At 73.1% G+C, this 20,735-nt stretch carries 18 protein-coding genes; 11 read left to right on the forward strand and 7 right to left on the reverse strand.

Annotation, left to right across the window (positions count from 1 at the left end):
* Positions 1 to 12 precede the first annotated feature (12 nt).
* Positions 13 to 1,272: a C39 family peptidase gene (locus tag K7862_RS15685; RefSeq protein ID WP_222963202.1), complete on the reverse strand. Its 1,260-nt coding sequence runs from the start codon at positions 1,270 to 1,272 to the stop codon at positions 13 to 15.
* A gap of 629 nt (positions 1,273 to 1,901) precedes the next feature.
* Here K7862_RS15685 and K7862_RS15690 point away from each other — a divergent pair.
* From K7862_RS15690 to K7862_RS15715, 6 genes are all read left to right on the forward strand, one after another.
* Entirely contained in the window at positions 1,902 to 3,203 is a 1,302-nt protein-coding gene (locus K7862_RS15690; RefSeq protein ID WP_222963203.1) for an extracellular solute-binding protein, read from the forward strand.
* A gap of 74 nt (positions 3,204 to 3,277) precedes the next feature.
* Positions 3,278 to 4,216, forward strand: coding sequence for a carbohydrate ABC transporter permease (locus K7862_RS15695; RefSeq protein WP_222963204.1), 939 nt, complete (start codon positions 3,278 to 3,280; stop codon positions 4,214 to 4,216).
* A complete protein-coding gene (locus K7862_RS15700) occupies positions 4,216 to 5,115 on the forward strand; it encodes a carbohydrate ABC transporter permease (RefSeq protein ID WP_222963205.1) in 900 nt (299 codons plus the stop codon). Before K7862_RS15695 ends, K7862_RS15700 begins: the two co-directional genes overlap by 1 nt.
* Positions 5,116 to 5,369: 254 nt before the next feature.
* Positions 5,370 to 5,921, forward strand: a complete 552-nt coding sequence (locus K7862_RS15705) for a GNAT family N-acetyltransferase (protein WP_222963206.1) — start codon at positions 5,370 to 5,372, stop codon at positions 5,919 to 5,921.
* 4 nt (positions 5,922 to 5,925) lie between these two features.
* Positions 5,926 to 7,026 (forward strand): ABC transporter substrate-binding protein, encoded by a 1,101-nt coding sequence (locus K7862_RS15710; RefSeq protein WP_222963207.1) that lies wholly within the window; start codon positions 5,926 to 5,928, stop codon positions 7,024 to 7,026.
* A gap of 240 nt (positions 7,027 to 7,266) precedes the next feature.
* Positions 7,267 to 8,805 carry a PucR family transcriptional regulator gene (locus K7862_RS15715; RefSeq protein WP_222963208.1) on the forward strand — a complete coding sequence of 513 codons (1,539 nt, stop codon included), beginning with the start codon at positions 7,267 to 7,269 and terminating at the stop codon, positions 8,803 to 8,805.
* Between the two features lie 121 nt (positions 8,806 to 8,926).
* Here the strand turns inward: K7862_RS15715 and K7862_RS15720 are convergent, their stop codons facing one another.
* Positions 8,927 to 9,868: a fumarylacetoacetate hydrolase family protein gene (locus K7862_RS15720; RefSeq protein ID WP_222963209.1), complete on the reverse strand. Its 942-nt coding sequence runs from the start codon at positions 9,866 to 9,868 to the stop codon at positions 8,927 to 8,929.
* Between the two features lie 290 nt (positions 9,869 to 10,158).
* Between K7862_RS15720 and K7862_RS15725 the strand changes: the two genes are divergently transcribed.
* On the forward strand, positions 10,159 to 11,652 hold the full coding sequence (locus K7862_RS15725) for an FGGY-family carbohydrate kinase (protein ID WP_222963210.1): 1,494 nt from the start codon (positions 10,159 to 10,161) through the stop codon (positions 11,650 to 11,652).
* Positions 11,653 to 11,702: 50 nt separating this feature from the next.
* On the opposite strand, the gene K7862_RS37595 is transcribed toward K7862_RS15725, so the two are convergent.
* Positions 11,703 to 11,945 (reverse strand): hypothetical protein, encoded by a 243-nt coding sequence (locus K7862_RS37595; RefSeq protein ID WP_262413199.1) that lies wholly within the window; start codon positions 11,943 to 11,945, stop codon positions 11,703 to 11,705.
* Between the two features lie 62 nt (positions 11,946 to 12,007).
* Here K7862_RS37595 and K7862_RS15730 point away from each other — a divergent pair, with 62 nt between their 5' ends.
* Positions 12,008 to 13,342 carry a fucose isomerase gene (locus K7862_RS15730; protein WP_262413200.1) on the forward strand — a complete coding sequence of 445 codons (1,335 nt, stop codon included), beginning with the start codon at positions 12,008 to 12,010 and terminating at the stop codon, positions 13,340 to 13,342.
* Positions 13,343 to 13,491: 149 nt separating this feature from the next.
* Here the strand turns inward: K7862_RS15730 and K7862_RS15735 are convergent, their stop codons facing one another.
* Entirely contained in the window at positions 13,492 to 14,178 is a 687-nt protein-coding gene (locus tag K7862_RS15735) for a sulfite exporter TauE/SafE family protein (protein WP_222963236.1), read from the reverse strand.
* A 530-nt stretch (positions 14,179 to 14,708) separates the two neighbouring features.
* Between K7862_RS15735 and K7862_RS15740 the strand changes: the two genes are divergently transcribed.
* Complete coding sequence (locus K7862_RS15740; protein WP_222963211.1) at positions 14,709 to 15,542, forward strand: transglycosylase SLT domain-containing protein; 834 nt, start codon at positions 14,709 to 14,711, stop codon at positions 15,540 to 15,542.
* A 262-nt stretch (positions 15,543 to 15,804) separates the two neighbouring features.
* Here K7862_RS15740 and K7862_RS15745 read toward each other — a convergent pair whose 3' ends face one another.
* From K7862_RS15745 to K7862_RS15755, 3 genes are all read right to left on the reverse strand, one after another.
* Positions 15,805 to 16,338 (reverse strand): COG4315 family predicted lipoprotein, encoded by a 534-nt coding sequence (locus K7862_RS15745; RefSeq protein WP_308012008.1) that lies wholly within the window; start codon positions 16,336 to 16,338, stop codon positions 15,805 to 15,807.
* Between the two features lie 193 nt (positions 16,339 to 16,531).
* A complete protein-coding gene (locus K7862_RS15750) occupies positions 16,532 to 17,326 on the reverse strand; it encodes an SDR family oxidoreductase (RefSeq protein WP_222963213.1) in 795 nt (264 codons plus the stop codon).
* Between the two features lie 171 nt (positions 17,327 to 17,497).
* Positions 17,498 to 18,166 (reverse strand): DNA-3-methyladenine glycosylase family protein, encoded by a 669-nt coding sequence (locus tag K7862_RS15755; RefSeq protein ID WP_222963214.1) that lies wholly within the window; start codon positions 18,164 to 18,166, stop codon positions 17,498 to 17,500.
* Between the two features lie 230 nt (positions 18,167 to 18,396).
* Here K7862_RS15755 and K7862_RS15760 point away from each other — a divergent pair, with 230 nt between their 5' ends.
* Positions 18,397 to 19,341, forward strand: coding sequence for a DUF5996 family protein (locus K7862_RS15760; RefSeq protein ID WP_222963215.1), 945 nt, complete (start codon positions 18,397 to 18,399; stop codon positions 19,339 to 19,341).
* Positions 19,342 to 19,536: 195 nt separating this feature from the next.
* The gene (locus K7862_RS15765) at positions 19,537 to 20,616 is read left to right on the forward strand and encodes a lytic polysaccharide monooxygenase (protein ID WP_262413202.1); all 1,080 of its coding nucleotides are present in this window, start codon (positions 19,537 to 19,539) and stop codon (positions 20,614 to 20,616) included.
* Positions 20,617 to 20,735: the final 119 nt, after the last annotated feature.

The raw sequence follows: 20,735 nt of genomic DNA on the forward strand, positions 1-20,735 counted from the left end.
CCGGGCGGCGGTTCACCAGCGCGGGGCCTCGCCCGGCACGGCCGGCGGCAGCCGGTGGCCCGGCGGATGGAGGACATAGGCCGCGCCCGCGGCGCCCCCCGTCAGCCAGACCCGCTCGAACGCGGCCCGCGGATAGACGCGGTGCGTGGCGTCGTCGGACGCCGAGAGGGGGTCGTTGACGACGACGTCCCCGGCGACCGTGAACCCGCGGACGACCAGGATGTTGCCCGCGGTGTCGTAGGAGTACGCGCCCGGGCCGTCCGGGCCGGTGCCCGACAGTTCGCCGCTGCGTACGCCGAGCGGTGTGGCGACGGGCAGCCCGGCGGCCACGAGGCGCTCCACGTCGGTGAGCGAGGTCAGCCGCAGCACCGCGCCCTCCAGGCCGAACCGCGCCGCGTAGGCCACGTTGAACGCCCAGTTGCCGCAGCCCCGGTAGCCGTAGTCGTAGACCTGGCGGGCCGCGAAGTCGACCTGCGGCGCGGGGTCGTCGGGGTCCAGCCACGCGAGGTCGTCCGCGGCCGGGCCCAGGCCGAAGAACTCCGTCAGCATGGCCGTGCACGCCGGACCCGCCCACGCCTCGCCCCCGCCGTCCCACTGCGGGCAGTGCCCGGTGTGCACGCCCTGGGAGCGGCCCGGCACGTCGAGGACGGTCCCCCAGGCGCCGCCCGGCCCGCTGACCGGGACCGGCCCGGCGTGCGTGGCCAGGGACGCCGCGGCCTGGAGGCGGGACAGCGCCGGTTCCGCCGGGCCGCCGGGCCGCCGGGCCAGGACCACCGAGATCCGGTAGGCCGACACACCCGGCGGGCCGGCGAGGAAGGTGTCCGCCTCCACGCGCCCGCCGCCGTCGCTCTGTCCCGGCACCGTCGCCCGGTGCACGACCGCGTCGCCCGAGCACCAGTGGGCCAGCACGTACCAGCCCCCCGTGCCGCCGGAGCCGTCGCGGACCTGCAGTCGCACGTCCAGCCGTGCGCCGTCCGGGGCGTCGGCCGTCCACGACGGGATGATGTCGGTCGCCGGGAAGGGCAGCCGCACCCACGGCGAGGTCCAGCGGCCGAACTCCCAGTCCAGGCAGCCGTGCCCGAACGGGTCGTCGTACGGCGCCCGGTCCCGCGGCGACGCGAGCCGCAGCGCGCCTTCCTGCCACCGTGTGCCGTCGAACACCCCGGCGGTGAAGGCGTGTTCGTCCGCCCAGCGGTGCAGTGCGGCCCGCAGCCCGGCACGGGGGGCGCGCGGCGCGCCGTCGGCCGCGACCGGGTCCGGGACAGCGCTCATCGCGGGACCCGCCGCACTCGCCGCGCCCGTCGCCCATGCCGCGCTGCGGGTGTTCGCCGCGCCCGCGACGCCGCCGGCACGGCCCGCGCCCCTTGCCGGGCACCCGTCCACTCCTCGATCACGAGGGGATTGTGCACCGCCGCGCCCGGGATGAGCAGGGTCCCGGCGGCACGGCCGTGCGGCACGTCACCGCCGCGCCCCGCGGCGCGAACGGCCAGGCCACGCGGGGTGGCGGCGTGCGCGGGACCCGGGTGACGGGTGGTGAAGGAGGGTACGCGGAACGCCCCGCCGGCAGCCCCGCCGACAGGGTGCCGCGACCTCCCGCTGATCACCCTCGGCACCGTCACCGTCGCCCTCCGAACTCGTCGCCGTGCGCCGACAGTAGGAGCGGCCCGGCGGCGAAAGCGATCGGGGCGGCCGGAGTTCACCGGCAGTGGACGCCATCCCGGGCAACGGGCCTCGCGGCGCGGCGTGTTCAGCGTCAGTGAATTTTGACCTGCGTGATTGCCGCCACCACCGGACGGCTGTCAGCCTGCGACCGCTCCCGGGGGAGAACCGCCGCGGATCGTCATCGCACCCCTACGGCACGGCTCACGGCCACGCCCAGTACAGAGAGCAGGTACCCGCCCATGCGACGCCAACTCCGTACCACCGCCGCCCTGGCCGCGCTGCTCCTCGCCGGGGCCGCCGCCTGCGACTCCGGCGGCGGCGACTCCGGGCAGAAGGACCAGGGCACGTCGGCCTCCGGCACCCTGACCGTCTGGCTCCAGGTGGACGCCCAGAGCCTGTGGCCGAAGTCGGTGGCCGCCGCGACGGCCGCGTTCAACCAGAAGTACCCGAAGGTGAAGGTCTCGGTGCAGTACCAGGCGTGGGCCGACCACCTCACCAAGTTCGACGCCTCCGCCCAGGCCAACAAGGTCCCCGACGTCATCGAGCTCGGCAACTCCGAGACCGCGCAGTACGTCCAGGCCGGCGCCTTCGTCGACCTGACGTCGAAGCGGACCACCTTCGACGGCAGCGACAAGTGGCAGAAGGGCCTGGTCGACGCCTGCACCAATGGCGGCAAGCTGTACTGCGTGCCCTACTACGGCGGCACGCGTGCCGTGGTGTACCGCAAGGACCTCTTCCAGGCCGCCGGCATCACCCAGCCGCCGACCACCTGGAAGCAGCTGATGGCCGACGTGCAGACGCTGATGAACAAGCACAAGGGCGACAAGGGCTTCTCCGCCTTCTTCATGCCCGGCCAGCACCCGTACGGCGCGCTGCCGTTCGTCTACGACAACGGCGGCGAGATCGCCTCCCAGGGCTCCGACGGCAAGTGGAAGTCCGAACTCGCCACGCCGGCCGCCGTCCAGGGCCTGAAGACGTGGAAGTCGCTCATCGACGCCGGCATGCGCGGCGACCGCACCGGTGACGACCTCGGCGCGGTACCCGCCCTGGTGGCGGGCAAGGCCGCCATGAGCTTCTCCACCAACGGCCAGCTCGTGCAGGTCTACAGCACCGACAAGGGCGACCCCAAGCTCAAGGGCAAGGTCGGCTCGTTCCCGATGCCCAGCCCCACCAAGGAGGGCCAGTACGCGCCCCCGTACATGGGCGGTTCGGTGCTCGCGGTGACCGCCAAGAGCAAGCAGCAGACCTGGGCCGAGGAGTGGGTGCGGGACTTCACCTCCACGGCGCGCGAGAAGGAGTTCCTGGCCGGCGGCTTCCTCGCCAACACCCTCGACCTGACCTCCAGCGACCCCGGGCGGGCGGGCTACTTCGTCGGCCTGGAGCAGAGCTGGAACGTCCCCGCGGCCAAGAACTGGGCGCAGGTGGAGAAGGACCTGACGATCAAGCAGATGCTGGCCGACATCGCCACCGGGAAGATGAGCGTCGAGGACGCCACCGCCACGTACGGGAAGAAGATGGAGGACATCCTCAACGCCTCCTGACCGATCGGCCGCAGGTCCGGCGCCGGCCGTGCCGGCGCCGCACCCGCGGCCCCCGCACGGACGGACCCGCCCTCATGACCTCCCTGGCCCCACTCCGGAGATCCGCGGCCCCCGCGGACGACCCGGCGCCGTCCCGCCGGCGCACCGACCGCACCCCCTATGTGCTGATCGCGCCGTCGCTCGTCGTCCTGCTCGGCGTGCTGGCGTACCCGCTGGTGAAGGTGGTGATCCTCTCCACCCAGAAGTGGGGCGTGGCGCAGATCTTCAGCGCGTCGGCCGCCCCGTCCTTCGTCGGATTCGACAACTACAAGACGCTGCTGAGCGATCCGGACTTCTGGACGGTGCTGGTCCGCACGGTCGTGCTCACCGTCGCGATGGTCGGCCTGTCCATGGGCCTCGGGTTCGGGATCGCGCTGCTCATGCGGCAGGTGCCCGCCTGGTGCCGCCGCGGGATGACCTTCGCGCTGGTCATGGCCTGGTCGGTGCCGACGTTCATCTCCACCGAGGTGTTCCACTGGATCACCGAGTACAACTCCGGCGTCGCCAACTGGGCGCTGGGCATGCAGCCGCACAACTGGTACACCGACGCCACCCAGGGCCTGGCGGTGGCCACCGCGGTCGTGGTGTGGGGTGCGGTGCCGCTGATCGCGATCACCCTCTATGCCGGACTGATGCAGATACCCGCCGAACTCGTCGAGGCCGCGCGGATGGACGGCGCCGGCACGTGGGGGGTGTTCCGCCACATCACCGTGCCGGTGCTGCGCTCGCTGCTGGCCATGCTCACCACCCTCTCGGTGATCTGGGACTTCCAGGTCTTCAACCAGATCTGGATCCTGCGCAACGGCGCGCCCTCGTCGGACTACTACACCCTGGGCATCTACGCCTACGTCAAGGCCTACGCCGGGCACGACTACGGCCTCGCCTCGGCGACCGCGGTGCTCACCGTCGTCGCGCTGCTCGGCGTGATGGTCGTCTACCTGCGGCAGATCGCGAAGATCGGAGAACTGTCGTGATGCCCGCCCTCGCCAGGTCCCGCCGTCAGGAGGGCCGCCGGGAGCGCCGCCCGGAACGCCGCGCGACCGGCACCGCCCCGTCGGGCCTCCGCGTGCTCTGGACGGCGCTCGGCGTGCTGGTCATCGCCGTCTGGGTCTTCCCCGTCTACTGGATGGCCACCACGGCCTTCAAGTCGGGGCCGGCGATGGCCGCCGATCCCCCCCAACTGTGGCCGCACGCGCCCACGCTGGTGCACTTCCGCAAGGTGGTGCACGACCCGCTGTTCTGGGACGCGGTGCGCAACAGCGCGCTCGTCACCGGGATCACGGTGCCGGTGGCGGTGCTGGTCGCCTTCGCGTCGGCACTGGCGATCGCCCGGTTCCGGTTCCGCGGCCGCGGGACGTACCTGGCCGCGGTGATGCTCGTCCAGATGGTGCCGCACGTCGCGCTCGTCGTCCCGGTCTTCCTCACCCTCAGCGACGTGGGCCTGTCCGACTCCGTGCCCGGACTCGTCGTCACCTACCTGGCGTTCATCCTGCCGTTCGCGGTCTGGACGCTGCGCGGCTTCGTCGCCTCGATCCCCAAGGACCTGGAGGAGGCCGCGATGACCGACGGCTGCACCAGGATGGGCGCCTTCCGGCGGATCATCCTGCCGCTGACGCTGCCCGGGCTCATCGCCACCTCGGTCTACGCGATGATCCTGGCCTGGAACGAGTACCTGTTCGCGTACTTCATCCTGGCAAGCCCCGACAAGTACACCGTCCCGCTGTGGCTGACCCACTTCGTCACCAGCGAGGGCACGGACTACGGCGCGCTGATGGCCGGTTCGGTCATCGTCTCCGCGCCCGTCGTGGTCTTCTTCATGATCGTCCAGCGCCACCTCGCGGCCGGCCTGACCGCCGGAGCCGTCAAGGGCTGAGCCTCACCCCAACCCGACGCCCTGCGCGACCTCGGAGGTGCCGAGCAGCCGCGCACGGGCGAACTCCCGCCCGCTGCCCGCGTCGACGAGGCTGACCCGGACCAGCGAGGTGGACGACATGCGGCCCACCCCACTGACGGGCGGGTGCCCCCGGGGCGGCGTTGTCCAGGGTGCGGCGGTGGCGGACGGGCCGGGGCGGCGGGCGCCGAGGAGAGTCTTGATCGTCGGCGGGAGCGCCGCATAGGTTGGGCGGCATGACCGAACCCGGACACGTCGCCTGGCCGCCCGCCCCCATCACGACCGAGCGGCTCGTGCTGCGTGCGTCGGAGGCCCGGGACCGCGCGGCGTGCATCGAGCTGTCCGCCTCGCCGGAGGTCGGCACGTATGTCGGCGGCGCGCGGCCGCGCGACGAACTCGAGCGCTCGGTGCCCGACGTACCCGGGCAGCGCCCCGGGTTCTTCGTGGCGGAGCTCGACGGGGCGATGATCGGCTACGTCCAGCTGCTCGACCGGCGCGACGCGGAGCGTTTGGGCCATGTCCGTCCGGAGGGCGGGGAGGCCGAGCTCGGCTACATGTTCCTGCCGCGGGCATGGGGTCAGGGCTACGCCGCCGAGGCGTGCGCCGCCGCACTCGCGTGGTTCGCCGAGGCGCTCCCCGGCGAGCCGGTCGTGCTCACCACCCAGACGGCCAACGCCCGCTCGATGCGCCTCGCGGCGCGGCTCGGGTTCACCGAGGTGGACCGGTTCGAGGAGTGGGGCAGCGAGCAGTGGTTCGGGGTGTGGACCCCGGCCGCGATCGCGGGCTGAGACGGTGGCCCGGCCGGCCGGCCACGCGCCCGTCCTCGTCGGCGCGCTCGTCCCGCTCAGCCGGCCCGGCTGGACCGAGGCGGGCCGGCACCTCCTGGCCGGGCTCGCGTCGGCCGTTCGGGACGTCAACGACGCGGGCGGCGTCGGCGAGGGCGACGGAGCCGGAGTGCTGGAGCTGGTGGTGCGGGACACCGCGGCCGACCCGCAACGGGCCGCGGCGGCCGTCGGCGAACTGGCCGGGCTGGGCGTGGCCGCCGTCGTGGGGGAGTACCACAGCGTCGTCGCCCGTGCGGCCGCGGCCCGGGCCGACGCCCTCGGCCTGCCGTTCCTCTGCTCGTCCGCGGTGCTCGACGCACTCACCGAGCAGCCCACGGACCAGGTCGCGCGCCTCGCCCCGCCGCAGTCCCGCGGCTGGCGGCTCTACGCCGACTTCCTGCTCGGCGCCGGACACCGCCGCGTCGCCGTGGCAGCCGAGCCCAGCGTCTACTGGGCCGCGGGGACCGGCATCCTGCGGGACCACCTCGCCGCACACGGCGGCACGGTCACCGAGTTCGACGCCCGCGCACTCGATCCCGGGGCGCTGTGCGACGCCCTCGCCGCCGACGGCGCGACGGTCCTGCTGCTCCTCACCGGCCACCCGGACCCCGCCGTCCCGATCGTGCAGGCTGTCCGCCGCGACCGGCGCCTCGCCGGCGTCCTGCTCGGCGCCCCGGCCGGACAGCCGGAGTTCCCCTCCTGGGCCACACTGCTGGGCGAGGACGGCGCCGCGATCCCGTTCCTGCGCTACCTGCCCGCACGCCTGGGCCCGCTCGGCGCACGCGTCGAGGCCGATCTCCGCGAGCAGTTGGGGGCGCCGCCGTCGTTCGTCGCGCTGGAGGGGTACGACGCCGTCACCGTCCTCGCCGAGGTGCTGCGGTCCCACGGCGTGGACCGGGCACGCATCGCCGCGTCCTGGCCGGACGTCGACGTCGAGGGCACCCGCGGGCGGATCCGGTTCGCACGCACGCCGGGCGTCAGCGTGTGGCAGTGGGACGGGACGCCGGTCCAGATCGCCGACCGCGACCCGGCCGAGCCCGACCGCTTCCGCGTTCTCCGCACCGGCTGACGGGTTCCTCCGCACCGGCTGACGGCGTCCCGCGCACCGGCTGACGGCGTCCCGCGCAGCGGCTGACCCTGGCCTTCGCGCAGGCTGACCCCGGCCTCCGCGCCGGCCGTCTCCTGCTCCCGCGGGCCGCACGGCGGATGCTGGTGAGGAAGGTGAGGCGGGGCGGTTTGCGGCGAGTGGCGGCGTTCGCCGTGATGTCATCGCGTCGACACCGCCGGGAAATTGGTGGAGCATGCGCGCATGCCTCTCACCGTGCGCGATCTGCTGGCGATCCCGTCGCTGCGGCTGGAGCTGGCGGCGGGGCGTGCCGGGCTGGGCAACGTGGTCGAGGCGGCGCACGCCTCGGAGATGCTGCGGCCCGCGGCGTGGCTGGAGGGCGCCGAGGTCGTCATGACGACGGGCCTGCTCCTGGCCGCCCAGGACGACCGCGACGCGTGGGCGCAGTACGCGGCGGACGTCGCGCACGGGGGAGCGGCGGCCCTCGTCCTGGGGCTCGGCCGGCTGCTGCCCCTCCAGGACGTGCCGTCCGCGCTCGCCGAGGCGGCCGAGACGTTGGGACTGCCGCTGCTCACCGCGCCCGAGCGCACGCCTTTCGTGGCCGTCACCAAAGCGGTGTTCGGCGCCCGGGCGGCCGAGGAACGGCGGCTGCTGGAGCGGACGTTGCGCACCCAGCGCCGGCTGACCGCCGCGACCGCCTCCGGCGACGGACTCGACGCCCTGCTGCGGGCCTGGCAGCAGGCCACCGGCACCGCGGTCGTCGTCTGCGACGTGCTCGGCCGGCTGCTCGGCGCCGCCGGCGCCGAGGGAACGGCCGCGCTCGCCGAGGCCGCGGGAATCCTCGACGCGGTGGCCCTGCGCGGACTGCGCGGCAGCGCCGACGGCGACCTCCCCTCGGGCCGGGTCCAGGTGCAGCCGCTCGGAGCGTCCCGGCTCCGCGGGTTCGTGCTGCTGCTCGGCGCGGGCAACGCCGAGTCCCGGCTGCTGGGCAGCGTGCTGGTGTCCCTGCTGTCGGTGGAACTGGAACGCCGCCATCTCGCCGACGAACCGCAGCGCCGGCGCCGGGCCCAGCTGCTCGCCCAGCTCTTCACCCCCGAACTGCCGCCCGCCCGGGCGCGCTCGCTGCTCACCGCGGCCGGAGTGCGCAGCACCGCGATCCGCGCGGTGGCGGTGGGAACCGGTGAGCGGCCCGGTGAACAGCCCGACGAACTCGCCGCCGATCTCGCGATGGCCGCGCCCGGCGGACTCGCCCGGGTGGCCGGCGGATGCGTCGAACTGGTCGTCGGCGACGGGGTGGACGTCGAGGAGATCCTGCGGCGGTTCGCGCCGGGCCGCCCGGCGGGCATCGGCCCCGCGGTGGCCCCGCAGCACGCCGCGCTCTCGCTGCGCCAGGCCCACGCGCTGCTGCCCACCAGCACGGAACTCGGCCGTCCGGTGACGACCGCCGAGGCCGGTTCGGTCCGGCTGCTGCTCCGACTGGGCAGTCCCGCACTGCTGTCGGCGTTCGCCGACACCGTCCTCGCGCCTCTGGACGCCCAGGATCCCGCGGCCGCGCTCGGCGAGACCCTGCGGGTGTGGCTGGAGACCAACGGCTCCTGGGCCGAGACGTCGAAGCTGCTCGGTGTGCACCGGCACACCGTGCAGAGCCGGATCGAGCGGATCGCCCAGCTCACCGGCCGCCGCATGGACCGCATCGAGGACCGCGTGGACCTCTGGCTCGCCCTCCAGGCTCGCGAGAGCGCCCCCGTGCTGCCCGACTCCGCGCCCTCGGGGGCGCCCTGAAGCCCGCTAACCGGCGGCGGCGCAGAACCCCTTCGCCCGACCGACCGCCGAACGCCGCTGCCCCGACCGCTGCCCCGACCGCCGCCCCCGAACCGCCGCCCCCGGCCGTATTCCCGGTCCATCACCGCGCCCGGGCCGCCGTGCCCCTCCGGTGGCGCGGGCGGATCTCCGGCCGGTCCTCGGCCTCGGCCAGCCAGCCGAGGCGAGCGGGATCCCCCACGACGTGGTTGGTGAGCGTGCCGACGCCGTCGATCGCGATCTCCACCACGTCGCCCTCGCCGAGCGTGAAGTCCAGGCCCGGCACGATGCCGGTGCCGGTGGAGAGGGCCACGCCGTCCGGGAACGGCTGGCCGGCCAGCAGGTGGCCGACCAGCTCCCGCGGCGCCCGCCGGAACGCCGCCGTGGAGGTCGTGCCCTCGAAGGCGGCCGTGCCGTCCCGCCACACCGTCATCCGGATCGCGAGGGCGTCGGGCGCGCCGACCTCCCAGGCGGGTACGAAGCCGGCCGACACCGCGCAACTGCCCGCGTAGACCTTGGCCTGCGGGAGGTACAGCGGGTTGTCGCCCTCGATCGAGCGGGAGCTCACGTCGTCGACGACCAGGTAACCCACCGTCTCGCCATGGCGGTTGACCATCAGGCCCAACTCCGGTTCGGGAACGTCGAGTTCCGAGTCGGGGCGGACGGCGACGGGCTCGCCGTCGGTGACCACGCGCCAGGGCACGGCCTTGAAGAACAGCTCCGGGCGTTCCGCGTCGTAGACCCGTTCGTAGACGGTCTGTTCGGTGCTCTCGGCCACCCGCGCCTCGCGGGACCGCTCGTAGGTGACGCCCGCCGCCCACAGTTCCATCCGCCCGTCCAGCGGCGGCAGCAGGATCAGCTCCGCCTCGTCGTGGGAGGCGGGCCCGGCCAGCGCGGCCTCGACCCTGCCCCGCAGTTCCGCCGCCGTCAGCCGGAGCAGCTCCGCGATCCGGTGCTCGCCGAGGGCGTGGACGGCCCCTGTCCCGTCGGCGACACCGGTGCGCACGGATCCGTCGGGTGCGGCGAAACGCACGATGCGGGTCATGGGTGATCCCTTCGGCCGGAGCGGAGGCGATGAACGGCGGGACGGGCGGCGGTCGGTGAGCGAACGGCGAACGGCGAACGGGGAGCGGACGGTGAGGCAGCCCGGTGGACAGGCAGGCGGCCGGGCGAGCGGACAGGGAGACTGCCCGCGACCCAGCCCGGGGCAATCGATTTCAGCCGACCCCCCAGCGACCCTACGAAGACACGGGCAGGCCGGTCAATGCCTCCGTCCGGATGGCAGGACGCCGGATGCCCTTGTGTGTGAAATCGATTTCAGGCACCATGCCGTGCATGCCCCGTAACGCAGTCGTCGGCGTGGACATCGGCACGTCGAGCAGCAAAGGCGTCCTGGTCGACGCCGGCAGCGGTGCCGTGCTCCGTTCGGCGGTGCGCGAGCACGCGGTCGACCGGCCCGGCCCCGGCCGCTTCGAGATGGAGGCCGGGGTGTGGTGGGAGGAGTTCACCGGGCTCGCCCGTGAACTGACCGCCGGCCTCGGCCCCGACCGCGCCGTCGCCGCCGTGGGCATCAGCGGCATGGGACCGTGCGTGCTGCTCACCGACGACGGCGACACACCGCTGCGCCCCGCCGTCCTCTACGGCGTCGACACCCGGGCGACCGCCCAGATCGACCGGCTGAACGACGAGTTGGGCGCGGACGAGATCGTGCGCCGGTGCGGCTCGGCGCTGTCCTCCCAGGCGGCCGGCGCGAAGATCGCGTGGGTGGCCGACGAGGAGCCGGCAGTCTTCGCCCGCGCCCGCCGGCTGTACATGCCGAGTTCGTGGCTGGTGCGCCAACTCACCGGGGCGTACGTCCTGGACCACCACTCGGCCAGCCAGTGCACCCCGCTCTACGACACCAACGCCCTGAACTGGTACGGCCCGTGGGCCGGACGCATCGCGCCGGGGCTCGAACTGCCACCGCTGCGCTGGTCCGGTGAGGCGGCCGGCACGCTGACCCCGGCCGCCGCGGCCGCGACCGGACTGCCCGCGGGCATCCCCGTGACGACCGGCACCATCGACGCCTGGGCCGAGGCGGTGAGCGTGGGCGCGCAGGGCCCGGGCGACCTGATGCTGATGTACGGCACCACGATGTTCCTCGTCCACACCGTGCCCGACGCCGCGCTCCTGACCAGCCCCGCGCTGTGGAGCACCGTCGGCGCGCTGCCCGGGACCCGCAACCTGGCCGGCGGCATGGCCACGTCCGGCGCGGTCACGTCCTGGCTGCGCGAGCTGTTCGGCTCGGCCGGCTACGGCGAACTGCTGCGGCTTGCCGAGGAGTCGGGGCCCGGAGCGAACGGCCTGCTGATGCTCCCGTACTTCGCCGGGGAGCGGACCCCGCTGATGGACCCGCTGGCCCGCGGGGTGGTCGCCGGGCTCTCCCTGTCCCACACCCGCGGCGACCTGTACCGGGCGGCCCTCGAAGGCACGGCCCACGGCGTACGGCACAACATCGAGGCGATCGAGGCGGCCGGCGGCGACATCCGCCGGGTCGTGGCGGTCGGCGGCGGGACCCAGGGCGCGCTGTGGACGCGGATCGTCTCCGACGTCACCGGCCGCCCGCAGGAACTGCGGGCCACCACGATCGGCGCGAGCTACGGGGGCGCGCTGCTCGCCGCACAACTGGTCGGCGACGCCCGGATCGACGACTGGAACCCGGTCGCCGAGACGGTCGAACCTGACCCGGCCGCCACCGCCCGCTACGACGAGCTGTACGCGCTCTACCGCGAGCTGTACCCGGCGTCGGCAGGCGTCGTCCACGCGCTCGCGGCCCGGCAGCACCGCTGACCTTCGGAACCCCCGCCCCCAGCCTCCGCGAAGGAGCCCCACGGCATGACCTATTCCCTGCCGACGCCCATACAGCCGCCGGCCGCCGAGCCCGGCGTCGTCCACACCATCGCCAGCGGCGACCTGCGGCCGAGCGCCAACGTGACCTGCTGGCCGGTGCAGCAGCGGCTGGAGGCGGCGGTCGCCGCCGCGGTCGGCTCGCTCGGCTGGAAGGTCGTCCGCGGCCACGAGCCCGATCCGGTCAAGCGGCACGGCTTCATCGACAGCCAGCGGGCCGGCATCGAGGTCTTCAAGGCGGCTGCCGCCGGACGCGCCGCTGATCGTCGTCGAAGCGGTCTGGCAGTACAGCCACCACGTGCTCGCCGGCCTGCGCAGCCACCGCGGCCCGATCCTGGTGGTGGCCAACTGGAGCGGGGAGTTCCCCGGCCTGGTGGGCCTGCTCAACCTGGCCGGCAGCATGACCAAGGCCGGCACGCCCTACTCCGTCCTGTGGAGCGAGGACTTCACCGACGACTGGGCGCTGCAGGGCCTCAAGACCTGGCTCGACACCGGCCGGCTGACCCACGACACCAGCCATGTGCGGGACCTGCCCGCGCTGACCTCACTGCCCGCGAGCCCCGAGACCGAGCTCGGCACGGCGCTGGCCCGGCAACTGGTCACGGAGAAGGCCGTCATCGGCGTCTTCGACGAGGGCTGCACGGGCATGTACAACGCGATCTTCGACGACGAACTGCTCAACCCGATGGGCATCTACAAGGAGCGGCTGTCGCAGAGCGCGCTCGTCGCGGAGATGAGCCGGGTGACCGAGGAGGAGGCGGCCGGCGTCCGCGCCTGGCTGGACGCCGCGGGCCTGGCGTTCCACACCGGCACCGACGAGGCGACCGAGCTGACCGACGCCCAGCTCCTCAGCCAGTTCGCGATGTACGTGGCCGCGCTGCGGATGGCCGACGACTTCGGGCTCGACGCCGTCGGCATCCAGTACCAGCAGGGACTGAAGGACACCGTCCCCGCCAGCGACCTCGCCGAGGGGCTGCTCGACAACGTGGAACGGCCCCCGGTCCGCAGCCGCGACGGCTCCCGCGAGCTCTACCCGGAAGCCGCCCTGCCGCACTTCAACGAGGTCGACGAGGGCGTGGCCGTCGACTCCCTGATCACCAACCGCATCTGGACGGCCATGGGTCTCGACCCGGCCACCACGCTGCACGACATCCGCTGGGGCGAGGAGTACGAGGGCCGTTTCGTCTGGGTGATGGAGATCTCCGGCTCCGTCCCGGCGTCGCACAACGGCGGCTACGGCCGGTCGTGGAGCATGCGGCAGCCGCCGATGTTCTTCCCGCTGGGCGGCGGCACGCTCAGCGGCGTCTCCAAGCCGGGGGAGATCGTCTGGTCGCGGGTGTTCATCATGGACGGCGAACTCCACGCGGACCTCGGCCGCGCCACCGTCGTCGATCTGCCCGAGGAGGAGACGCGACGGCGGCTGGACGCCACCACACCGCAGTGGCCGATCATGCACGCGGTGCTGCACGGCGTCACCCGCGACCAGTTCATGGCCCGCCACCGGGCCAACCACCTCAACGTGGTGTACGCGCCGGATGCCGAGACCGCCGACAAGGGCCTGCTGGCCAAGGCGGCGATGTTCGCCGGGCTCGGCATCAAGGTCCACCTGTGCGGGGACACCGCGCTGGGCTGAGCCCGCACCGGTCGGTGCCGGCGGGGAGCCGGCACCTGTCGGCACGGAGGCCGTCACCGGTAGGCACGGGAGCCCGCGCCCGTCGGCACGGAGGCCGTCACGGCTGAGCAGGGGAGCCCGCGCCCGTCGGCACCGACGCCCGTGCCCGGTCACAACCCCCACACCCCCTTGGCCAGCGTGGTGATCCCGCCGGTCAGCGCCAGCAGCAGGACGAGGCGCCGCGCGCCGTCCTCCGGCACCCGGTCGGCCAGGAACTTCCCGAGGACCGCGCCCAGGGCCAGCCCCGCGGCGGCCAGCTCCCAGACCGTGCCGCCGACCCGCGGCACCCCGTTGGAGGCCACCGAGACCGCGTTCACGATGATGCTGTAGAACTGCGCGTTCGGCACGAACTCGCGGACCGTCCAGCCGGCGTTGACGGCGTACATCGAGATCGGGGGACCGCCCACCCCTGCCGAGGAGTTCATGAAGCCCCCGGCCGCACCGGCGGTGAGGGCACCGCGGACCCCGCGCAGCGCGGTCATCCGGCCGCCGCGCATCACGAAGAGCACCAGCACCGTGACCAGGCCGCCCATGCAGATGAGCAGCGCGGAGGCGGGGAGCCGTGACGCCACCCAGCTCCCTGCGGGCACCGTGCAGACCGATGCGAGGATCAGCGGGACCATCGCGCCCGGCCGGACCCGGCGCCAGTCGCCGGTGAACCCGATCAGGCTGATCACGCCGGCCGCGCAGTTCACCAGCCGTACGCCGTCCGCCGGCCCGACCACCAGGACCAGCGCGGGCGCCGCGACGAGCGCGAAGCCCATCCCGGTGAGCCACTGGACCGAGGCCCCCGCCATGACGATGCCCCCCAGCAGGAGGTCGACCTCCCAACCGCCTGCCACCTGCAGTCCTCCCCGCGTCCGACGCCCCGCCCCGTCCGCCGTCCATCCTCTCCGGGCGGCCGGTGTCGATCAACGGGGATGCGCGACGGGCTGATCCGGTCACGCACGGAAAGGGTGCACCATTTGTTCGGTTGAGTCTTGCTTGGGTGAAATCGACGCTTACACGTCGAACAGGGCGTCAAGCAAGGGAATTTCGGCATCTGGGCGGCGGAGCTCGCGGGTGATCCAGGTCATGTGACCCATGCCACTTACGGTCCGGCTTAGTGGAAAAAGCGCGACACAATTCCCGTCCGTGCCCGACCTTTCGGGCCGGAAGCGAATCCGGCGGCTTTCCGGCGACGAAGCCGCTTAGTAGACGGTGCCTTGTCAGGGCGAGTTCCCGGCGGTTAGAAAAATGCCTCCGGAGCCACAGAGCGGCGCCGTCAATTCGGCCCGCACAACGAACCGGTGGCTTGGGTCAGGCAATCGGAAAGGCCGGGTCGGCCATGGCCAGACACGCACGCCCTCGTATGCACCGCAAGACCAGGAACTCGGCGATCGCCGTCGTCACCGCCGGCGCGGCAGCGCTCACGGTGGCCGCTCTGCGAGCGCCGTCCCCGTTCACCGAGACCGCCTCCGCCGCGAGCGCGGGGAGCGCCCGCAGCGCCGCAGACGGCGCCGGACACGCCGGCTCGGGAGCGGCGAACGCGGCCGTCGCCAACATGGCGCGGCAGTCCACCTTCGCCCTGCAGCGCGCGCACGACCAGACGCGCCACCAGCAGGAAGAGACGCGGCAGCGGCGGCAGACCGCCAAGCCCGCGGCGACGCACAAGGCCACGGCACACCACACGGCGGCCGCCCCCGCGCGGCGCCCCGCGCCCACCACCCACCACACCGTCGCCACGCGCCCCGCGGCCACGCCGACGGCCTCGGCGGCACCGACCGCTTCGGCGTCCCCCACGGCCACGGCGACCCCCACGGCCACGGCCACGGCGACCGCGACGCCGACGACCGCCTACGCCAACGACCTCGACGGCTGGATCAAGCAGGCACTGGCCGTCATGGCCCAGCACAACATTCCCGGTACCTACGACGGGATTTACCGCAACATCATGCGGGAATCCAGCGGCGACCCCAACGCGGTGAACAACTGGGATTCCAACGCCGCCAAGGGAACGCCCTCCAAGGGCCTGCTCCAGGTGATCCAGCCGACGTTCGACACCTATCACGTGGCGGGTACCTCGGACGACATCATGGATCCCGTCGCCAACATCGTGGCCGCCTGCAACTACGCGGCGGCGATGTACGGTTCGATCGACAACGTCTATTCGGCGTACTGACCGCCGGGCCGGCCGTCGGGCCGACCGCCGGAGCACATACCCGGAATCCCCCGCGGAATTCCGGACACCCGTCCGCCCACGCGTGCTCCGGACCGGCGGGGTCGGGCGGTCAGGCGAACAGGCCGGAACCCACGTGCTGGATGTACTCGTTGCAGGGGCCGGGCCGCCGGCACTCGCCCGCGGCGGGCATGACGAGGGCCGGGACCCCGGCTCGTGAGAGCTGCCGGGGGTCCCGGCCGGCGCCGCGCTGGATGGCGCTGGGTCAGTAACCGCTGGGCGGTGAGGAGGAGGTGGCGGTCTTGGTGATCTGCTTGCCGTCGGTGCCGACCACGTACCACTTGGCGCCGAACGCGGTCAGGCCCTGCCCGTTCATCTGACCCGGCTTCTTGTCGCCGGAGAACGTGTACAGCGGATGCCCGTTGTACGTGACCTGCTTGGAGCCGTCGCTGCGGGTCGACGTGGAGAGCATGCTGCTCTTGACGTTGCTGCCCGCGGTCGGCTTGCCGCTCACCGTCAGGGGCGGCCACTGCTGGGTGCAACTGCCGTTGCAGGTCGACGTGGACGTCTTGTCGTTCTGGAAGAGATAGAGCGTGTCGCCCTTGCTGTTGACCAGGATGGTGCCCAGCGGGCCCGACTTGGCGGACACCGTCGCGGACGACGTGGCCGGCGGTGAACTCGCCGCGGGCGCCGCGCCGGCCGCGCTGTGGCTGCTCCCGTCGGCGTAGGCCGCGCCGGCGGAGGAGAGGAAGAAGACGGTTCCGGTGACCGCGATGAACGCTCGGGTGTGATGCTTCACGAGGAGCCCTCCGGATCCCATTCGCCTCGGACAGTTGAGGTCGGACAGTTGAGGCGCGCGACCCCGGGGGGAGTCGCCGTACGTCCCATTGCACATCAAGTCCGACAAGTCGGCCACAAGGGGGAGTTGCCACCTGCGGCGACCGCGCGCACACCGTCCGGAGTCCTGCCTGACCACAGTGCCGCCGCGGCCGTCAGCGCATCGTGGTGATCATCCCGCCGTCGATCGTGACGTCGGCGCCGGTGATGTTGGCGGCACGGGCTCCCGCCAGGAACGTCACCAGGTCGGCCACCTCCCGCGGGGTGCTGAACCGCCCGAGCGGCGTGCCCGCGACCGCCGACGCCGCGATGTCCTGCGGCTGCTTCCCGGTGCGTTCTGCCATCGTCCGGGCCACCCCGCTGTCCCCGAGCCACAGGTCCGTCTCCACCGGCCCCGGGCTCACCGAGACCACGCGGACGCCCCGCGGTCCCAGTTCCTTCGACAGCCCTTTGGCGAAGTTCGTCAGCGCCGCCTTGACCACCGAGTAGTCCAGCACCAGCGGATCGGGCAGGAACGCGTTGACCGAGCCCATCATGACGATCACGCCCCCGCCCCCGCCGCCGTCGACCATGGCCGGCACCGCTGCCCGTGTGGTGCGGACCGCGGTCATCAGCCCGAGCGTCCACGCCGTGTTCCAGTCGTCGTCCGTGATGCTCAGGAACCCGTCCGGCCGGGGCGTCACCGCGCCCACGCTGTTCACCAGGATGTCGACGCCGCCGCGCTCCACCGCCGCCGCCACGAGGTCCGCCGGTCCCGACGCCTGGCTCAGGTCGCCCTGCACGAACGTCGCGCGGCCCGCTTCCACCAGCTCCCCGAAAGCGGTGCTGAGGCTGCGCGAGCCGCCGACCACGTGGGCCCCCGCGTCCGCCAGGGCCTGGGCGATCGCCAGGCCGATCCCCTTGCTGGCGCCGGTCACCACGGCGTTCTTGCCGGCCATCTCCATGTCCATCGCTGCTCCTGCTTCCTGCCGTGAGGGCTGGGGCTTGTGCGGGGCTGGGGACTGTGCGGGTCCGCGAGCGCTGCGCCGGGCTCGGCGCCGCGCGGGGCTTCTTCTCGCGCCGAGGTCGGCACCCTGTGCTGTGGGGCCGGGGGCGGCCCTGCGAGCGGCGGACGGGGGGGCTCAGACCCTCGAAGGTGCCTCCGCCTCCTGCCACAGGAAGAGGCAGGCCAACGTCCGGTAGGGGCGCCACGGCTCCGCGACGGGCCGCAGATCGGCCGGTCGCGGAGGCCCGGGCAGACCGTAGACCCGCCCCACGACGCGCCGCAGTTCCAGATCACCGACCGGCAGCACGTCCGGCCGGTGCAGATGCCAGATGAGGAACATGTCCGCCGTCCACGTCCCGATGCCCTTGACGGCGCTGAGCTGGGACACCACGTCCTCGTCCGGCAGGTCGTGCAGCCGGCCGAGTTGCAGGTCCCCCGAAAGGATGCGTTCGGCGAGCGAGCGCAGCGACAGCGTCTTCGCGTGCGACAGGCCGGCGGCAACGCGCAGCGCGTCCGGGTCCTCGTCCAGGATCTCCCGCGGAGTGGGAACGCGCCCGCCGAAGCGCTCGGTCAGCTTCCGGTAGATGGCGCGGGCGGCGTATCCGGAGATGTTCTGGCCGGCGATCGCCCGGATCAGGACGCCGTAGCAGTCCGTGGGCATGAGGGGATCGGCCGCCAGCCTCGGGTCGGGCGGCAGTGAGGGCAGCACGCCGCCCCTGCCGACGACACGGTCGATGACCTCGCCCAATACCGGATCGGCGCGGTGCAGGTGCTTTTCCGGGCTCACCGTCTTCTGCCGGGTCATTTACTCAACGTAACGCTCGGGTCTGAGGCCCGCCCGCGGAGAGGGTGCGCCCGCACCCCGCACCCCGCACCCCGCACCCCGCACCCCGCACCCCGCACCCCGCACCCCGCACCCCGCACCCCGCACCCCGCACCCCGAGAGAGCTTCCCCCGCCGCCGGTATCATGTCCGTTATGTCGGCGATGCAATGATGTGATGACGTCAGTGATGTGATCCGCCGGGAGGTGCTCGGTGTCCCAGCAGCCCAGCCCCACACAGACGGCATGGCCGCGACTCCGCGTCGACGACTGGTCCGACACGCGCGACACCCTGCACATGTGGACCCAGGTCGTCGGCAAGGTCCGGCTCGGCCACGCGCCGCTGCTGAACCACTGGTGGCAAGTGCCCTTCTACGTCAGCCCGCGCGGCCTGACCACCTCCGCCGTCCCGTACGGCGACGGCGCCTTCGACGTCGAATTCGACTTCGTGGACCACCGATTGGTCATCCGGCGGGACACCGGGGGCGTCGCCGGCGTGGCGCTGGAGCCGAAGTCGGTCGCCCGCTTCTACCACGAGACGCTGCGCGCCCTCGCCGATCTCGGCATCGAGACGGACATCCGGCCCCGCCCCAACGAGGTCGAGCCCGCCATCCCGTTCGCCGAGGACGACCGGCACGCGTCCTACGACGCCGAGGCCGCCCGGCTGTTCTGGCGTCAGCTCCTGCAACTCAATCGCGTGCTGGGCGAGTTCCGGGCCCGGTTCGTCGGCAAGGCCAGTCCCGTCCACCTGTTCTGGGGTGCCATGGACCTGGCCTGCACCCGCTTCTCCGGGCGCACCGCGCCACCCCACCCCGGCGGCGCCCCCAACGTCGGCGCCTGGGTGATGGAGGAGGCCTACTCGCGCGAGCTCAGCAGTTGCGGCTTCTGGCCCGGCGCGGGCGATGAAGGGGCGTTCTACGCCTACGCCTACCCCGAGCCCGACGGCTTCTCCGGCTATCCCGTCCGTCCCGCCGAGGCCCACTACAGCACGGACGAGGGCGAGTTCCTGCTGCCGTACGAGGCCGTCCGCACCGCCGCCGACCCCGATGCCATGGCGCTGGAGTTCCTGCAGACCACCTATGAGGCGGCCGCGGAGAGCGGCCGCTGGGACCGCGCCACCCTCGAGGAGGATCCCGCCCGCTGGAGCCGCCACGGCTAGCCGGTCCGGCGCCGTCGGCTGTTTACACGGTGCTGAGGGGCTGTTATGTTCGCAAGCGGTATGGGAGCGCTCCCATACCGCTTCCCCCCACCACGCCCCGGGGTCCCGGCTGCGGTGGCCCACGGCCTCGGGACGCTGCCGGAAAGGTCACCCACCTTGAGAAGGCAACGGACGTTCTCCCTCTTAGCGGGACTCTTGACGCTGCTCGCGGCGGTCGGTTTCGTCGTCCTCGGGCAGAGTTCGGCCCAGGCGCACGGCGTCGCCATGATGCCCGGATCCCGCACCTACCTGTGCTACGAGGACGCGCAGACCTCCACGGGCGCCCTCGTCCCCACCAACCCGGCCTGCGCGGCCGCCGTCGCGCAGAGCGGCACGACGCCGCTGTACAACTGGTTCGCCGTACTGGACTCCAACGCGGCCGGGCGCAACGTCGGTTACGTTCCCGACGGCACCCTCTGCAGCGCGGGCAACAAGTCGCCCTACGACTTCTCCGCCTACAGCGCGGCCCGCGACGACTGGCCGCGCACCCACCTCACGTCCGGGTCCACGATCCAGCTCCAGTACAGCAACTGGGCGGCGCACCCCGGCACGTTCCGGATCTACCTCACCAAGCAGGGCTGGTCGCCGACCACTCCGCTGGCGTGGGCCGACCTGGACCAGGTCGGCAGCGTCACCAACCCGCCAGCGGTCGGCTCGCCCGGCACCGACGGCGGTCACTACTACTGGGACCAGGCGCTGCCGTCGGGCCGCTCGGGCAATGCCCTGATGTTCATCCAGTGGGTCCGCTCGGACAGCAACGAGAACTTCTTCTCGTGCTCCGACATCGCCTTCGACGGCGGCCACGGCGAGGTCACCGGCATCCACAACGGCAGCACGATCCCGCCGACCACCCCGCCGACGACGCCCCCGACCACCCCGCCCACCACGCCGCCCACCACGCCCCCCACGACGCCGCCGACCAGCCCGGGCAACACCTGCATGGCCATGTACGCGGTGACCAACGCCTGGAGCGGCGGCTTCCAGGGATCGGTCGAGGTCATGAACCACGGCACCTCACCCACCGGTCACTGGACGGTGAACTGGACCCTGGGCGACGGGACGAAGATCTCCCAGCTCTGGAACGGCACGCTGACCACCAGCGGCAACGCCGTGCAGGTCGCCAACGCTTCCTACAACGGGACCATCGCGCCGGACGGCAGCACCACGTTCGGCTTCACGGCCACCTCGTCCGGCATCAACACCCCGAACGGCTCGATCACCTGCACGTTCTCCTGACGGTTCGGCGCACGGGCTGCCCCGCACGGCTCCGGCCGCGCGGGGCAGCCGGCTGTCGGCCGCGGGCAGGGGCTGCCGCGGGCGGGGCGAACGTGTGATCGTGGGGCCTGTCGTGTCCG

It is taken from the genome of Actinacidiphila acidipaludis (assembly GCF_019890725.1).
Classification (GTDB): Bacteria; Actinomycetota; Actinomycetes; order Streptomycetales; family Streptomycetaceae; genus Actinacidiphila; species Actinacidiphila acidipaludis.

Excerpts from the sequence above, each read along its gene's own strand:
- K7862_RS15685 (WP_222963202.1), bottom strand. The coding sequence starts at position 1,272 with ATGAGCGCTGTCCCGGACCCGGTCGCGGCCGACGGCGCGCCGCGCGCC.
- K7862_RS15690 (WP_222963203.1), top strand. The coding sequence starts at position 1,902 with ATGCGACGCCAACTCCGTACCACCGCCGCCCTGGCCGCGCTGCTCCTC.
- K7862_RS15695 (WP_222963204.1), top strand. The coding sequence starts at position 3,278 with ATGACCTCCCTGGCCCCACTCCGGAGATCCGCGGCCCCCGCGGACGAC.
- K7862_RS15700 (WP_222963205.1), top strand. The coding sequence starts at position 4,216 with ATGCCCGCCCTCGCCAGGTCCCGCCGTCAGGAGGGCCGCCGGGAGCGC.
- K7862_RS15705 (WP_222963206.1), top strand. The coding sequence starts at position 5,370 with ATGACCGAACCCGGACACGTCGCCTGGCCGCCCGCCCCCATCACGACC.
- K7862_RS15715 (WP_222963208.1), top strand. The coding sequence starts at position 7,267 with ATGCCTCTCACCGTGCGCGATCTGCTGGCGATCCCGTCGCTGCGGCTG.
- K7862_RS15720 (WP_222963209.1), bottom strand. The coding sequence starts at position 9,868 with ATGACCCGCATCGTGCGTTTCGCCGCACCCGACGGATCCGTGCGCACC.
- K7862_RS15725 (WP_222963210.1), top strand. The coding sequence starts at position 10,159 with ATGCCCCGTAACGCAGTCGTCGGCGTGGACATCGGCACGTCGAGCAGC.
- K7862_RS15735 (WP_222963236.1), bottom strand. The coding sequence starts at position 14,178 with ATGGCGGGGGCCTCGGTCCAGTGGCTCACCGGGATGGGCTTCGCGCTC.
- K7862_RS15740 (WP_222963211.1), top strand. The coding sequence starts at position 14,709 with ATGGCCAGACACGCACGCCCTCGTATGCACCGCAAGACCAGGAACTCG.
- K7862_RS15750 (WP_222963213.1), bottom strand. The coding sequence starts at position 17,326 with ATGGACATGGAGATGGCCGGCAAGAACGCCGTGGTGACCGGCGCCAGC.
- K7862_RS15755 (WP_222963214.1), bottom strand. The coding sequence starts at position 18,166 with ATGACCCGGCAGAAGACGGTGAGCCCGGAAAAGCACCTGCACCGCGCC.